This window comes from Oxyplasma meridianum (genome assembly GCF_038024865.1).
GTDB lineage: Archaea > Thermoplasmatota > Thermoplasmata > Thermoplasmatales > Thermoplasmataceae > Oxyplasma > Oxyplasma meridianum.
On record NZ_CP133772.1, the window covers coordinates 1,589,373 to 1,604,612 of the forward strand.

Here is a 15,240-nt window from a genome sequence, read left to right on the forward strand (position 1 = left end):
CATGGAAAGTAAATATCAGGTTTTAAGAAAATTAAGAGTAAAAAATAAAGATTTTTCATACTATTCCCTGAAAGAGATTGATAAAGACAATAAAATATCAAAACTTCCAATTTCAATAAGGGTTATACTTGAATCACTCATCAGAAATTTTGACGGCAAAACAGTAAGGGAAGAGGATATTGAAAATCTTATCAACTGGAATCCGAAAAAGTCATCAGACAGCGAGATACCATTCACCGTATCAAGAGTTCTCATGCAGGATTTTACAGGCGTTCCAGCAGTGGTCGATCTTGCTGCAATGAGGGACAAGGTCAGGGATATGAAAAAAAACCCTGAGATCATAAACCCCCTTGTTCCTGTTGATCTGGTTATTGACCACTCAGTGCAGGTGGATTTCTTTGGTACCGCAGAGTCCTTTCAGGAAAACCAGGACAAAGAGTTTGAAAGAAATTCTGAAAGATACAGATTCCTGAAATGGGCGCAAAAAGCATTCAAAAACATGAGGATAGTTCCACCGTCGGTGGGCATAGTGCACCAGGTAAATCTGGAATACCTTGGCCAGATAGTAATGACAAAACAGGAAGGTGGAAAGAATATAGCTTATTTCGACAGCCTCGTTGGAACTGATTCACACACTACCATGATCAACGGTCTTGGAATTGTTGGCTGGGGCGTTGGTGGAATTGAGGCTGAAGCCGCAATGCTTGGTCAGCCAGTAACATTCAAGACACCGGAAGTAGTTGGTGTCAATCTTACAGGAAAGCTTAAATCTGGAGTTACAGCGACAGACCTTGTTCTGACTCTAACAGAACTGCTTCGTAAACATGACGTTGTAGGGAAATTTGTTGAATTCTTCGGAAACGGAATATCGTCACTTGCCCTTCCGGACAGGGCAACACTTTCCAATATGTGCCCTGAATACGGAGCAACAATGGCACTGTTTCCTGTGGACAACGAAACATTAAATTATCTCAGAATAACCGGAAGAAGCGAGGAACATATAGAACTGGTTGAAAAATACCTGAAGGAACAGGGACTTTTTGGAGTAGAAGCTGCAGCATCATTCTCCGAAGTCATAGATCTGAATCTCAGCAATGTTAAGCCTAGTGTTTCAGGGCCAAAGTTGCCACAACAGAGGGTAGACCTTGAGAATATAGGAAACAGCTTTATGAAATTCATGGAGGAGTCCGGAGAGCAGAGTGAGACAGGGAACAGACAGAAGCAGGTTCTTCTGAAGAGTGCTGAAACAATCATCCATGGCAAAAGGGAAACTCTTATGGATGGAGACGTGGTAATTGCTGCAATTACAAGCTGCACCAATACAAGCAACCCAAGAGTGATGGTGGGTGCTGGTTTACTGGCAAAGAAGGCTGTGGAACTGGGACTGAAAGTCAATCCCAAGGTTAAGACCAGCCTTGCTCCCGGTTCAAGGGTGGTTACAGAATATCTTGAGAAATCAGGATTGCAGGATTATCTCAATAAGCTTGGATTCTACCTGGCAGGTTATGGCTGTACAACTTGCATAGGAAACAGTGGGCCTCTGGACGAGGGTATTGAAAAAGCCATTTTAGAAAACAAGCTGAACACAGTAGCTGTTCTGTCAGGCAACAGGAATTTCGAGGCCAGGATACACAGGGATGTAAGGGCAAATTATCTGATGTCCCCACCACTTGTAGTTGCATTTGCACTGGCTGGAAAAATAACAATAGATCTTAACAATGAACCTCTTGGCATGTCCACTTCGGGAAAGAAAGTATACCTAAAAGATATATGGCCGTCTGAAGATGAAATCTCTGCCGTTATAAACAGAAGTCTTGACAGAAACATGTTTATTGAGAAGTATTCCAATCTGGATGTTTATAACAAGAAATGGGAAAGCCTGGAAGCCCCTGAAGGTGAAATCTATGACTGGGACTCCAAGAGCACCTACATAAGGCGGGTACCATTCTTTGATACATTCAACCCAAAGCAGGTTATTGAAGTCAAACAGATTAAAGATGCACGTCCACTGCTTGTAATGGGTGATTCAGTCACAACTGATCATATATCTCCTGCAGGCGCAATAGGAAAAGACAGCCCGGCAGGCAAATACCTGATTGCAAACGGAATCGAACCAAAGGATTTCAACTCTTACGGTTCCAGAAGGGGCAATCATGAAGTTATGATGAGAGGAACCTTTGCAAACAACCGTATCAGGAACCTTATGGTTGAAAAAGAGGGTGGGTTTACCAGACATTACCCGGATGGGAAAGAGACTACAGTCTATGATGGGGCTGTTCAGTACATGAAAGAAAACGTCCCAATGGTTGTGTTTGCAGGTATTGAATACGGTACAGGTAGCTCCAGGGACTGGGCTGCAAAGGGACCTTTACTTCTTGGAGTAAAGGCTGTTGTTGCAAAGAGCTATGAAAGAATTCACAGGAGCAATCTTGTTGGAATGGGAGTTCTTCCCCTTGAGTTTAATGAAGGCGACGCAAAGTCTCTTGACATCGATCATACAAAACCCGTGACAATAAACGTAGAGGGTCCCATGAAGCCCATGGGAAAAGCAGAAATGGAATTTACAGACAGGGCAGGAAAAAAATCAAAGACAGGTCTTACAGTAAGGCTGGATACGCCGGTTGAGGTGGAATATTTCCAGAGTGGAGGAATTCTGAACTTCGTTCTTAAGAGATTTGTATCTTAAGAACATATATTTTGTTCATCCGTTCATGCGGTAAATAACGTAAGAAAAAGTTATATCCGGCTTGTAGCATTTACCTGAGAATGTACATATCAGCTCCACCCGGGACTAAGCTACTGGCAAGTCATCTTATTCCGGAAGAGGAGTATTCCAAGCTTGACAGTGCCGATTTTAACACTTATGGAGAGGAAAAATCTCTTGAAATAATTCAATTTATGAGAGATCTTGACTGGGTTTACATATCCTTCGATGAAGGAGATCGTATATCTCTCAGACCCACGGAAAAAGGACTTCACATATTAGAAGATGGCCTTAATGACGAATTGATTAATGATCAGAAACACTTTATTGATCTGATCCGAAAATATATGGTTAAGAAGTTTGCAGATGAGGATATAAGCCAGGAGACTCAAGACCTTGCAGATTATTACATGAAAAGTGGTAATTACACCCGGGCAATTGATTTTGGTTCAAATGCAATAAAGCTTGGGCTTAAAAATAGGGATGAAAAGCTGTTAGCAAAGGGACATTATCTTTATGGGTCTATAAATCTTTACAAACTGGAGCTTGGATACGCACAGAGCCATTTTGAGAAGGCTATTCTCTTCTCGGAAAAAGTGGACGATATAAAAACCAAAGCTAAGGCACTTCTGGGTCTCGGTTCCGTTTACGGTTACAAATATGAAAATGAAAAATCCCTTGAATACTTTGAGAAAGCAAATCTGCTTTTCATGGAAATAGATGATAAGAAAGGCTTGAACCAGGTAAAGATGAATGAAGCCTATACTTACGCATCTCTGGGCAACTTAGAGGAATTCTTTCACATGAATCAGGAGGCAATTGAATTTTTCGAATCAATTGGAGACAAACATCATCTAGAGTTCTGTTATCTGAATCAGAGTGCAGTTCTTTTATCAATGGGAAGACCAAATGAAGCTATTGAGAGTGTGGTAGAGGCTCATGAGTTGGCCACGGAAATGGGCAACGAAAGGATGAAACACCTGTCAGGCCTCAACATTGCAAAAATATATATTGAGACCAAACGTTTTGGGGATTCATACGATTACATAAAAGACGCGTACGAATTCTTCAGGAAGAATTTCGACATGAACGGAGTTGCAAAATGTCATGACTTATTCGCAACCTATTTTATAGCTACCAAAAATAGAAAGGATGCAGAAGAAGAGATACGAAAAATGGAGAAGAACTTCTCCTCGAAGGTCTTCAGACCAGTAATTGACGGTTACGTTTCTGTTATCAGGACTATGAAGATTTACAGTTACCCAGAGATTGAAATTAAATCAAAGATAGAAGAGTTCGAAAAGAAATGCAAAGAAAACAATAAGGAAAATTTATTCAAAACAATAATGGAAGAAAGTGTATAAAAACTGTGGAATTAATCCACACAGTAAGATCCGCCAGATACTGACAGATATATCTTCCTCTTTGGGAGTTCAAGCAATTTTAGATCCAGTTTAAGCTTTCCGTTCATTTATTTACCTCAATCTAAAACCGTTGTTTGCATATTTAAATAAATAGTGACATCTATTCTTTCTCATGGAAACTATTGTGTACATGATCATATACATAAAATTAATAAAAACATCGCAAAGTATTAATTTGATAGCCCTTATTAAGTAAACATCTGATTCCCAATCACCATCCTGGGAACCCATAGTAAACAAAGTGACAATTAGTCGTAAAACAGATACTAAAGTTATTTAATATGGGCTGATGATCACTTAATATGCAAGAGGACGTTAAACAATACCTGACTAAGCTGGAAAAGGATAATGTTGATTTTTTGCAACTCCAGTTCACGGATATAGTTGGGTTTGTCAAGACATTGACAGTTCCAAAAAACAGGTTTGAGAGTGCGCTTGAAGAGGGCGTGGTTTTCGACGGCAGCTCTGTAGCAGGGTATGCTCAGATAGAGGAATCGGACATGCGCGCAGTTCCGGATCTTTCAAGCTACACCGTACTTCCTGAAAAAGGGAAAAATTACAGAATTGCAAGATTTATATGCCAGATTCATACGCCTGACGGTGAGAGATTTCCAGGAGACCCGCGATATGTCCTTGAAAAGCAGCTGGAAAAACTCCACAAGAATGGAATGGACTTCTTTGTAGGACCAGAATTCGAGTTCTTTATCTTCAAGAGAGACAGTAATGGAAATCCAACAAATATACCAAGTGACTATGGTGGATATTTCGACAACACTCCCCTTGATACCGCCAGTGAAATACGGCAGGACATCCTTAAAACATTGTACGATCTTGGATATCATCCAGAGGCCGCTCATCATGAGGTTGCATACGGGCAGCACGAAATCGATCTGAGATATGCGCAGGCACTGGTAATGGCGGATAGAGTTGCAATGCTGAAAAATATAATAAAGAATGCAGCCCAAAATCATGGACTCTACGCAACATTCATGCCAAAACCGGTTAATGGAGTAAACGGTTCCGGAATGCATGTCCACCAGAGTATAATGTCAAAAGGGGAAAAGGATAACCTCTTCTATGAAAAGAAGGCAAAATACGGAATCAGTGAACTTGGCATGCACTATATGGCAGGTGTCCTGAAAAATATAAACCAGGGATCGGCAATACTTGCTTCCTGGGTAAATTCGTATAAGCGTCTTATTCCTGGATATGAGGCTCCAGTATACATTTCATGGGCCAACAAGAACAGATCAGCACTGATAAGGGTACCAGCTGGAGAAGGAATGAGAAAGAGAATGGAACTCAGGTGCTCGGATTCTGCCGGAAACCCATACCTGCAGTTTGCTGTTATCCTCGGAATGGGACTTTATGGTATAGAACACAAACTGGAAGCTCCTGAACCCGTGGAAAGGGACATATTCCACATGACTGCTCAGGAGAGAGAAGAATCAGGTATAATGTCAATGCCTGAAAGTCTTGGAGAGGCACTTCACCACTTTAGAAACAGCAAACTAATGAATGAAATTCTGGGAGATCACATATTCGAGAACTTTATTACAGTAAAACAGAAAGAGTGGGACGCATTCAGGTCATATGTTACAAAATGGGAAATAGACAGATATCTTCCCATTCTCTGATTTTCAGTTTAAATTTCTAATTCTTTCCCTTCTTTTTTCAACTTTCTTGGAATAATAGTATATGTAAATCATGACCAGCCCAGATGGAATCAGCACTATGCCAAACACAATGAGAAAAAGCATGCTGAAGGTCAGATCGGAAAAAGTTGCGGAAATCTCTGCGGTCGTGCCTCCATGATTAAAAATTACCAGAGACCACTTTCCTGATACGTTGGATAAAACCGTATCTGATAATGTGGTGGAGGACTTAATAGTCTTGACCCCTAAATGTATGCCTTGCGGTGAGAGTACCCATACAGAAATGCTCTGGTTGCTTTTAAGGGTCACTGTGTATTGTAATTCAGTGCCTGAAGAAACATTCTTCTGTGAAACGATGAAAGTTGTTGCCGGTGAAACAGTCAAATCAGGGTTGGAGCTTGTGTTTGAAAAATAGAGATAAATTCCGCTTCCAAGGAGAATAATGGCTGCGACGACCACAACTGAACCTACCCTCAATATTTTTTTGTCAGGCCTTAACATAAAAATACTCTTTCATTAATGATAAAATAAAGAGTTATTTATTTTCCTCTTTGTCATTCATGGAAACAAGAATTTCCTGTGAATCATTAGAAATTATGCTGCCGATTTTCATCATTCTCCTTATAATGTCCCCGCCTTCCTCAATGATTCTGGAGTTGCCGGAAATAAAGACTCTTTCCAGAGGTGCGTTCATGGACATCTTGTTTCCTGTTTTCAGATTTCTTATCTTTCCGATGACCTCAATTATATAATCCATCTTTTCCTCAGTCTCCCGGAAGTTGAATTGGTCACAGATGGAAGGCCAGGAATCCAAATGTATGCTCTTCCCGTGTTCAGGATATGAAAGATATATTTCATCGGTTATGAACGGCATTATTGGCGCATACATTTTCAGAATATCAAGGAAAACATGATACGCAACGGATACAGTCTCCTCCAGAATTGCAGGATCTGTTCCGGCATTACCATATCCCTTTATGATCTCCAGATAATTGTCACAGAAAGTGTTCCAGAAGAAATTGTCCAGTTGCGTTCTTGCCCTTGAGAAGAGATACTGATCCATAAGTTCCGTAACATTCTTCACAACACTGCTGATCTTTGCCAGTATCCATGCATTTTCCATGTTTGACGGTGGTTTTCCCAGCTTCTTCAGGGGGTTCCCTGATCTGATAAGTTCAAGAAGTTTGAAAGCGTTGAACAACTTGATCACGGTCCTTCTTCCCCTCACGAAATCCTGTTCTTTTATCTTTATATCCTCCCCAGGAACTGAACCGGAGGCCCAGAATCTCAGGGCATCGGATCCATACTGATCAATGAAACTGGCAGGTTCCATCACGTTCCCCTTGCTCTTGCTCATCTTCTGTCCCAAAGGATCGTAGACATTCCCGCTGATAAATATCCTATCCCATGGTGTGCGATTATCGTGTATTTCCGATCTGACAATGGTAACGAATGCCCATACTGTTATGATATCGTGCCCCTGGAACCTTATGTCCATAGGATACAATTTTTCGAAATTCTCTTGGGATGTAATGGCAAGCCTGGGAGAAAGGGAGGAAGTTGCCCAAGTGTCCATAACATCTCTCTCAGGTTCCAGGTGGTCAGAACCGCATTTGTTGCATTTTCTCCCTTTTATCTCAGTTCTGGGATCAACAGGCAGATCACTTTCATCCGCCAGTACCAAGTTTTTGCATGATTTGCAGTACCATACAGGAAATGGAACCCCATAGAATCTCTGCCTGGATATGCACCAATCCCACTTCAGTCCATCGATCCAGTTGTCCAATCTGATCTTCATATGATCCGGAAGCCATATTACCTGATTAGCCCGGGCTTTCAATTTCTCCTTAAGATCAAGGTATCTGACAAACCACTGGGTGCTTATGCCAATTTCTATTGGTGTATCGCATCTTTCATGCAGGTTGACAGAGTGTTTGATCCTCTCTGTTTTCTCAATCCTGTTCTCATCCTTAAGTTTTGAAACAACCGCTTTCCTGGCATCTTGTATCAGTAAACCTTTGAATTCACCTGCCGATTCATTCATTCTTCCAGCGTTATCCAGAACTATCTTCAAAGGAAGCTGGTACTTTCTCCACAAAGCAAGATCGTTCTGGTCGCCGAATGTGCACATCATCTCAGCGCCCGTCCCTTTGTCTGCCTGGATGGAATCATCTGCCATCAGCGGCACCTCAGTTCCATATATTGGCACAATGGCCTTTTTATTCAGGAAAGATTTGTATCTCTCGTCAGATCCGTTGACAAAAATGGCAACACATGCGCCAATCATTTCAGGTCTTGTTGTAGCAATCACTATATGCCCGCCTTCAACAAGATCGAATTTTATATAGACGAAATCGGTTGAAACTATTCCATCCTTGAGTTCAATCTGGGAGATTGAAGTGCGGCATGACGGGCATCTGAGAGTTGGGGCCTCTTCTCTGTATGCCCTCCCTTTCTTCAAAAGGTCCAGGAACATTGACTGTGAAATTTTTCTGGAACTCTCAGACATTGTGGTATAGTGGTTTTTAAAATCTGCACTTATTCCCATGTTTTTCCAGTTTTTCAAAAGTTCGTTCTCCGATTGTCTGCTTGCCTCCTGGCATGCCTTTATAAAATCTTCAAGCCCTATTTTATCCGCTCTTATCCCCATAAGTTTTTCAGTGTACCTCTCAGTGGGAAGACCATTGTCATCAAATCCCCACGGATAAAAAACAGAATATCCTCTCATCCTTTTGTATCTCGCTATAAAATCCTGATGTGGGTATGAGAATGCATGTCCCATGTGCATTTTTCCAGAAACTGTTGGAGGGGGGGTATCAATTGAGAAGTTCTTATCCCTTCCCAGAGGATTAATCTTAAACTGGTAGATATCTTCCTCTTCCCAGTACTTTTTAAGTTTATCCTCTATTTTTGCAATATCTAAATCCATATTGATCAGTATTTTGTTTCGCTTTAAATTCTTTACACTGATTTCACTGGCTTTATCTTTATAAGCACGCAGTTCTCACGAATGGTTCATGTCATATTTCCCCTGTTTTGTTATAAATTTTTGCCGCTAAGGGAAATGTCTTATTACCATGATTTCATATGTCAATTCATGGCATCCATGGAATCAGTCAAGTCTAAACTGGAAATTCTTGCAATTGAAGAGGACAAATTGGCGAATAAGTACCATGATATGATGCTGGATACAAACCTGTCAAATATTAGAATGTTTCTTGAAGCATTTGTAAAAGCAAGAGAAGAATTCTCCAGAGATATATACAATTTTTTGAATAACAAATATGTTATAAATAATGAAAATAAAACGCTGAGGAAACTGTATGACATTCAGGCAACAAGACATCTTATAAGTAAAGAGAAAATTGATCCAAACAGCCTACAGAATGTACTACTGTATATTTCCAAGGCAGAAACTGAAACGTTTTCCAGCTATGAAGCAATACTGTCAGATATGGAAGAGAGCAGTATGAAAGAGAAATTCTCCAATATTGTGGAAAGAAGGAAAAGGGTCATGCTGAAGGCAGATAATATTTATCACGATATGATAGAAACAAGAGTCTAAAACATTGATGGGGAAGCCCTTATCCCAAAGAGAGGAGATAATATCACTTACAGACAATAAATATCAATGATGTATGAATAAACTTCTAATTTCTTCAGCCACTGAAAGCCAGCGCACCCTTTTTTAAACCTTAATGTGATCGCAGTCCATGCTGCCGGATCTTTTAGTTGCTTCAAAGTCAGATGAGGCAAGCAGATCAATGCTTGACTACATCCTTGAAAAAGAAGCGTTCACTCAATCAGAATCTGATAAAATTATGGAACATGGAAACTTCATTCTGGCTGTCTTCGATGAAAGGCACCTATATTTAGACAATATTGAAAAGTTTCTGAGTGATAACAGAGTGGAGGCAAAAGGAGTTATATTTCTTTCACGCCATTCTTCCAAAGCGGATATAAAGTCCATAACTGTCCATCCAACGGGAAACTTTTCAGGGGCCCTGCTTGGAGGAAAGCCTGGTACACTTACATTATCATACCCGGTTGCCATGTCAGCATCGCTGAGGTATCTTAAGGAGAATTTCAGTGGAGATAATTTTGAAATAACATTCGAGGCCACACATCATGGCCCTTTACTGAATATGATGAATTATTACATTGAAATCGGCACCACTGAAAAACAGTGGGAAGACAGAGAAGCACTTGAAGTTGTAAGGGGGGCCATCTTTGACCGTGAAGACAGGAAGTATGAAACATTCGTGGGAATCGGTGGTGGCCACTATATGCCCAAAATTACTGAATACTTTTTGAAAAATAACATAAATTTAGGGCATATGATCCCTAAATATGCCCTTGATTCAATTACCGAAGACATGATATTGCAGGCAGTGGAGAAAACTCCAGGATGCAAGGGTTTCATCATGGATAAGAAGGGTACAAAAGCACAGGCAAGAGATCTACTTAAGAAGATTTCAGATGAGAGAGAACTGGAAATAGTAACTATATAAAAAATATACTATAGTTATAATAATATATATGTACTGTTAAAATTATTTCTTGGCTAAAATCAAAGTTCTACACATATTTCGGATTATTTTTTTAATAAAAAACATTTATATAGTGATTATTGCTTAGTGTAAATAATACCAGGTTAGAAACCTGGGTGAAATTAAATGGAAGAGATAACAGAAGAAGAAAAACCTCCTGGTAAGACACCTTTTTTTAGAGCGCACAACCTTGAAAAACGTTTGAAAATGAACGGTCTTTTTATTAAGTTCGAGGGTGCAAGTCTCACAGGAACACAAAAAGACAGGATTTCTATATTGCATGCTCTGAGGGCCAGGGAAGGTGGATATAATACAATATCTCTGGCAACCTGCGGCAATTACGGCGCATCAATCTCATATTTCGCAAATAGATATGGGTTGAAATCAGTAATAGCAATACCAGAATTTTATACCGGCGAGAGAGTGGAAGAAATGAGATTTAACGGTTCTTCAATACTTGAAATGCCGTATAAATACGAAGAACTTGTTGACTATATGAGAGACAGATCCAGCGATGAAAACTGGTATGATTCGAGCCCCGGATCTAAGAACTCAGATCTTGACATAATGGGTTATGAGAACATTGCCTACGAGATCTTATCCCAGCTTGGGCACAGTCCGGAGTTTCTTTCAGTTCCAGTTGGGAATGGAACAACGCTTGCAGGAATATTTTCCGGTTTTGAGAAACTGTACCACAGTGGTGAGATCAGCAGTGTCCCCAGACTTATTGCATCAAGCACCTCTAATGGAAACCCCATAGTGGCTTCCTGGAAAAGAAAAAGAAGGAAGGTTTTGGACCTTGATCCTTCACAGATCACCGAAACGTCAGTTTCAGAGCCGCTTGTCTCATTCAGGTCATATGATGGTCAGAAGGCACTGGAATCAATCTACAGAAGCAAGGGAATCGCAACATACGTTTCCGATTCCGAGATGGTTAATTATTCAAGAATAATCGAAAAGACTGAAAAACTTTCAGTTCTTCCTGCATCGGCATCTGCAATGGCTGCAGCGGACAAGGTCATGAAAAGACTAGGCTATAGGGGAGAGGTAGTAGTGGTACTTACAGGGAGGAACAGGTCATGGATAACGCAGTAGTGCTTGCAGAAAATGTATTCGGATCAACATATGGAAAAACTGCAAATGGACTTGTGAGGTACAGCAAAAGATATAACATCAAATCCGTAATCGATTCAAGATACGCTGGAATGGATGCAGGCCAAATATTATCAGGAAAACCCCAGGGGATACCTATAGTAAGATCAGTTGAGGAGGGAAAATCACTGGGTTCAAATGTATTCATTGTGGGAATTGCAACAGATGGAGGCTACATACCGGATGAATACAGGAAATATATACGAGATGCAATAAACGAAGAAATGACCGTCGTAAGCGGTCTTCATGAGTTCATAAGCGACGATGAGGAATTCTCATCACTTTCAAAAAGTAAGGGTACAGAGATCATTGATGTAAGAAAGATGTTCAGAGATATGAAGATGCCTTTCACAGGATCCATCAGGGAAGTAAAGGCAACAAAGATTGCAGTTCTGGGCACAGACAGTGCAATAGGAAAAAGGACAACTTCAGTATTCCTTAACCAAGCCATGAACCAAGCCGGAAAAAAGTCGGTCATGATTGGGACAGGACAGACTTCATGGATGCAGGGTTTCCCATACACAGTGGTGGTGGATTCAATGATAAATGATTTCATACCGGGCAACCTTGAATGGGTAACACATGAAGCGTGGATGAAAGAAAAACCAGATTACATGTTTCTCGAAGGACAAGGTTCCGTACTGCACCCTGCATATCCGGGCAGCTTCGAAATAATAGGGGCATGCAGGCCTGATGCCATAATTCTGCAGCATGCCCCTAAGAGAAAGGCTTTCGATGGCTTCGAGGATTTTCCAATACCTCCACTTGAAAAATACATAAACATACTCGAAAACCTATCCAACAAAAAGGTTATAGCCATATCCATAAACAGTGAAAAAATGGATAATTCAGAAATAAAGGAATCAATAAGCTCCCTGCAGGCAAAATTCGGCATACCTGTATTTAATCCCCTAGAATCTTTGGATTCAGTTGCAAGGGAAATAGCCTCTCATTCAATGTAAGTGATTTTTTGAAATATACTGAAAGGGTGAGATGTTTTGACTCCATAAAAATCAAGCCTCTGCAATATCATGGCAAATCCATAAGGGGCACCATATCATTCTTATCTGATGGAAACGAAGAGTGTTTTGAACTTATTTTCACTTATTCTCATCCCATTGAAGCGGATGAAAACATGGCAGGCATGCTTCTTACAATGGCTGCCATTAACTTCACATACTTTGCAGGTTCGCTTTATCTGGATTTTCCAGTTTCGGATAGTGATCTGGAAATAATAGGTAAATATACAAAGATAAACAACAGGGAGGTTTTTGTAAACAAACTCTGCAGAAGGCGTTATGAATTTATAAAAACGGAGTACCTGCCAGAAGAGAAAGATATCACTGAAGAAAATGCAAATGGATCAACAGAGATCATAGCACTGTATGGCAAAGATAAAGAATCACCGGTCAATTTTAAATCAGGAAACAGGATCGCTGTCCTGTCATCCGGGGGAAAGGAGAGCCTTTTAACCTACGGCATGATGAGGGAGGCAGGTGCAGAGGCATACGCCTTCTTCTTTAATGAATCCGGTGGCCACTGGCTGACGGCAAAGACTTCATATGAATATTACAAAGCAAATTTCAAAAATGTCAGAAAGGTATGGTCAAATATAGACCGTTTTTACAAATGGGCACAGATCAGGTTGAAAGTACTTGATTTTGCTGTTGTGAATAAAAGAGCCGACGACTACCCCATACAGCTTTTCACGTTTCCAGTATACGTTTTCTCGTTTATTCCCATGATCAGGGCATATTCCATAAGCGGTCTTCTTCTAGGGGATGAGCTTGATGATCCACGTGAAATGCCGGCATATAAGGGAATAAAGCATTACTATGGTGTTTTTGATCAGACATGGGATTTCAATAAAATGACCTCAGAATATTTTCAGGCAAAGGGAATCAATTCATCCCTGTGGAGCGCTGTCTATCCTATTTTTGGTTCTGTGGTTGAAAAGATACTGGTAAACAGGTATCGGAATCTATATTTGCAACAGAGATCATGCCATTCCTGCCATTACAGCAACGGGAAAATTATTCCCTGCGGACAGTGCACAAAATGCATGGGCATTCTCCTTTTTGTAAAATATGCTAATGGGAGAACTGGGGAATTAGGGTATAACATTGAGGATGGAAAACTTATAATAGAAAAGGCAGAGAAGGTTAGAATGAGAATCGATCCCGATGAGATGGAATTTCTGAAACTTCATATTTCCGGCGAACCCATTCCGGAAAATCTTTCACATGTCGAAGGGATTCATGTTCTCCCATGGGAGAATGGCAGGCTTTCCTTAATCCCTGAAAATTTCAGGAAATCCATAGGAGATATTCTTGATCAATACACAAAAGGAACATATGTGATCAGGGGAAATGCATGGGAAAGATGGGAATGATAATAAATTCTTAGAAAAACTCATTTTCCATATTTCTCATGTCTTCCGCTGTCATTGCTTTGCTGTAAAGTTCCAGTGGATCACGGTTAAGCCGCAGGAATGTGACACCCCAGTTGAATTTTGATAGAACAGACTCTGCCTGATCCATGTAACCGGTTATGTAAAGGGCAGCTGCAAGAGCCTCTACTGACGAAAGAATCTGCAGCTTTCCATAGTTCACTGGATTTGCGGCAAGGAGTTTTGGAAGGGATCTGGCGTACCTTCCAGTTATGGTTTTAAACCTGTCCTGCCTCTTCCATGAACCTTCTATGAGACAGATGCCTCTAACCTTAACAAGGGTAGAATCGGAGGGAAGAATAACCCTTTCCGAATAAGGTGTGAGAATAACCATCCCTCTGGCTGAACCCAGTCTTGTTATACTTGCCATGCCGAATCGCTCAAGTTTCTTCATGGTTGCTTTTCTGGGATCATCATCTTTGAGATATATGAAACCCACCTTCACAGGCCTTCTTTCATGTATTCCAGCGTTGTTGAGGTCCTCATCCATCATGAGTTTATTCAGAAGGGATGTAAAAGGATTTCAGCCTCTGAAGGTATTTCGCGTCTTTAACTACCTCCTCAAGTTTACTAACAGTTTTTCCGTAGTCATATCTAAACCTGTGGAAACTATATTCCATTCTGTCGGTGTCAAAGATCATGTACATTGGCATCCACACTCCGTCTCTGGGCTGGCCTGAACTTCCAGGATTCAATATTTTGTTCCTGTACATCATCATATAGTGTGTGTGGCCCACCATTATGTAGTTGTATTCCCTAAGTTTTTTGTCCTTCCACACCATTTCAGCTTCAGTTGAATACAGATACCCATATAGGTTGTTGTAGGGTGAGGCATGTGCAGAATAAATTTTCAGGTTTTCAACCTCAATCACATGGTTTTCCCTGAATTCTTTCAGATGGCCAATATCCTCCTTTGAAAGAAACTTTTTTGATATATTCTCACGGGTGTATTCGCTTAGATCATGCATTTCCAGGGCACAGTGGCAATCCTCATTATAAGCAACTGCCCGGTCGTGATTTCCCATGATTCGCACGTCACTATTTTCCATTATAAGATCAAGGGTTTCTCCGGGCTGAGGTCCATAGTCGACTGCATCTCCTAAAAATATAGAAAAATCGAATTTTACCTCTCCCAGCAAAGAGTTAAGCGCCTCAAAATTTGCATGTGCATCTGAAAAGACAAGTATCTTCATAGTTTAATATTGCCAGATATTATTAATTCTTATGGCGGCAATTCAGGAAGAAGTTTCCATGAAACAGATATTATACAAAGGATAATTTCATAGATATTCAGTGGAGTATCATT

Annotated in this window: 12 protein-coding genes; 8 read left to right on the forward strand and 4 right to left on the reverse strand. The window is 40.6% G+C overall.

Features of this window, described 5'->3' with window-relative positions:
- Nucleotide 1: 1 nt before the first annotated feature.
- The 3 genes from acnA to glnA all read left to right on the forward strand — a co-directional run bounded on the left by acnA (nt 2) and on the right by glnA (nt 5,765).
- Complete coding sequence (acnA, locus tag OXIME_RS08245) at nt 2-2,686, forward strand: aconitate hydratase AcnA (RefSeq protein WP_393971361.1); 2,685 nt, start codon at nt 2-4, stop codon at nt 2,684-2,686.
- An 80-nt stretch (nt 2,687-2,766) separates the two neighbouring features.
- A complete protein-coding gene (locus tag OXIME_RS08250) occupies nt 2,767-4,068 on the forward strand; it encodes a tetratricopeptide repeat protein (protein ID WP_393971362.1) in 1,302 nt (433 codons plus the stop codon).
- 362 nt (nt 4,069-4,430) lie between these two features.
- Nucleotides 4,431-5,765 carry a type I glutamate--ammonia ligase gene (gene glnA, locus OXIME_RS08255; protein WP_393971363.1) on the forward strand — a complete coding sequence of 445 codons (1,335 nt, stop codon included), beginning with the start codon at nt 4,431-4,433 and terminating at the stop codon, nt 5,763-5,765.
- Nucleotides 5,766-5,768: 3 nt separating this feature from the next.
- Here glnA and OXIME_RS08260 read toward each other — a convergent pair whose 3' ends face one another.
- Nucleotides 5,769-6,284 carry a hypothetical protein gene (locus tag OXIME_RS08260; RefSeq protein WP_393971364.1) on the reverse strand — a complete coding sequence of 172 codons (516 nt, stop codon included), beginning with the start codon at nt 6,282-6,284 and terminating at the stop codon, nt 5,769-5,771.
- Nucleotides 6,285-6,318: 34 nt separating this feature from the next.
- Complete coding sequence (locus tag OXIME_RS08265) at nt 6,319-8,712, reverse strand: valine--tRNA ligase (protein ID WP_393971365.1); 2,394 nt, start codon at nt 8,710-8,712, stop codon at nt 6,319-6,321.
- Between the two features lie 168 nt (nt 8,713-8,880).
- On the opposite strand from OXIME_RS08265, the gene OXIME_RS08270 reads away from it, so the two are divergent.
- The 5 genes from OXIME_RS08270 to OXIME_RS08290 all read left to right on the forward strand — a co-directional run bounded on the left by OXIME_RS08270 (nt 8,881) and on the right by OXIME_RS08290 (nt 13,877).
- Nucleotides 8,881-9,348 carry a hypothetical protein gene (locus OXIME_RS08270; protein ID WP_393971366.1) on the forward strand — a complete coding sequence of 156 codons (468 nt, stop codon included), beginning with the start codon at nt 8,881-8,883 and terminating at the stop codon, nt 9,346-9,348.
- A gap of 148 nt (nt 9,349-9,496) precedes the next feature.
- Nucleotides 9,497-10,294: a D-aminoacyl-tRNA deacylase gene (locus tag OXIME_RS08275; RefSeq protein WP_393971367.1), complete on the forward strand. Its 798-nt coding sequence runs from the start codon at nt 9,497-9,499 to the stop codon at nt 10,292-10,294.
- A 165-nt stretch (nt 10,295-10,459) separates the two neighbouring features.
- Complete coding sequence (locus OXIME_RS08280; RefSeq protein WP_393971368.1) at nt 10,460-11,428, forward strand: pyridoxal-phosphate dependent enzyme; 969 nt, start codon at nt 10,460-10,462, stop codon at nt 11,426-11,428.
- A complete protein-coding gene (locus OXIME_RS08285) occupies nt 11,413-12,447 on the forward strand; it encodes a DUF1611 domain-containing protein (RefSeq protein ID WP_393971369.1) in 1,035 nt (344 codons plus the stop codon). Before OXIME_RS08280 ends, OXIME_RS08285 begins: the two co-directional genes overlap by 16 nt.
- Nucleotides 12,448-12,455: 8 nt before the next feature.
- The gene (locus OXIME_RS08290) at nt 12,456-13,877 is read left to right on the forward strand and encodes a metal-binding protein (protein WP_393971370.1); all 1,422 of its coding nucleotides are present in this window, start codon (nt 12,456-12,458) and stop codon (nt 13,875-13,877) included.
- 10 nt (nt 13,878-13,887) lie between these two features.
- Here the strand turns inward: OXIME_RS08290 and OXIME_RS08295 are convergent, their stop codons facing one another.
- Nucleotides 13,888-14,427, reverse strand: coding sequence for a DUF367 family protein (locus OXIME_RS08295; protein ID WP_393971371.1), 540 nt, complete (start codon nt 14,425-14,427; stop codon nt 13,888-13,890).
- 4 nt (nt 14,428-14,431) lie between these two features.
- Complete coding sequence (locus tag OXIME_RS08300; protein ID WP_393971372.1) at nt 14,432-15,127, reverse strand: metallophosphoesterase family protein; 696 nt, start codon at nt 15,125-15,127, stop codon at nt 14,432-14,434.
- Between the last annotated feature and the right edge of the window lie 113 nt (nt 15,128-15,240).

Coding starts and splice junctions, on each gene's coding strand:
- acnA (WP_393971361.1), top strand. CDS start 2: ATGGAAAGTAAATATCAGGTTTTAAGAAAATTAAGAGTAAAAAATAAA.
- OXIME_RS08250 (WP_393971362.1), top strand. CDS start 2,767: ATGTACATATCAGCTCCACCCGGGACTAAGCTACTGGCAAGTCATCTT.
- glnA (WP_393971363.1), top strand. CDS start 4,431: ATGCAAGAGGACGTTAAACAATACCTGACTAAGCTGGAAAAGGATAAT.
- OXIME_RS08260 (WP_393971364.1), bottom strand. CDS start 6,284: ATGTTAAGGCCTGACAAAAAAATATTGAGGGTAGGTTCAGTTGTGGTC.
- OXIME_RS08265 (WP_393971365.1), bottom strand. CDS start 8,712: ATGGATTTAGATATTGCAAAAATAGAGGATAAACTTAAAAAGTACTGG.
- OXIME_RS08270 (WP_393971366.1), top strand. CDS start 8,881: ATGGCATCCATGGAATCAGTCAAGTCTAAACTGGAAATTCTTGCAATT.
- OXIME_RS08275 (WP_393971367.1), top strand. CDS start 9,497: ATGCTGCCGGATCTTTTAGTTGCTTCAAAGTCAGATGAGGCAAGCAGA.
- OXIME_RS08280 (WP_393971368.1), top strand. CDS start 10,460: ATGGAAGAGATAACAGAAGAAGAAAAACCTCCTGGTAAGACACCTTTT.
- OXIME_RS08285 (WP_393971369.1), top strand. CDS start 11,413: ATGGATAACGCAGTAGTGCTTGCAGAAAATGTATTCGGATCAACATAT.
- OXIME_RS08295 (WP_393971371.1), bottom strand. CDS start 14,427: ATGATGGATGAGGACCTCAACAACGCTGGAATACATGAAAGAAGGCCT.
- OXIME_RS08300 (WP_393971372.1), bottom strand. CDS start 15,127: ATGAAGATACTTGTCTTTTCAGATGCACATGCAAATTTTGAGGCGCTT.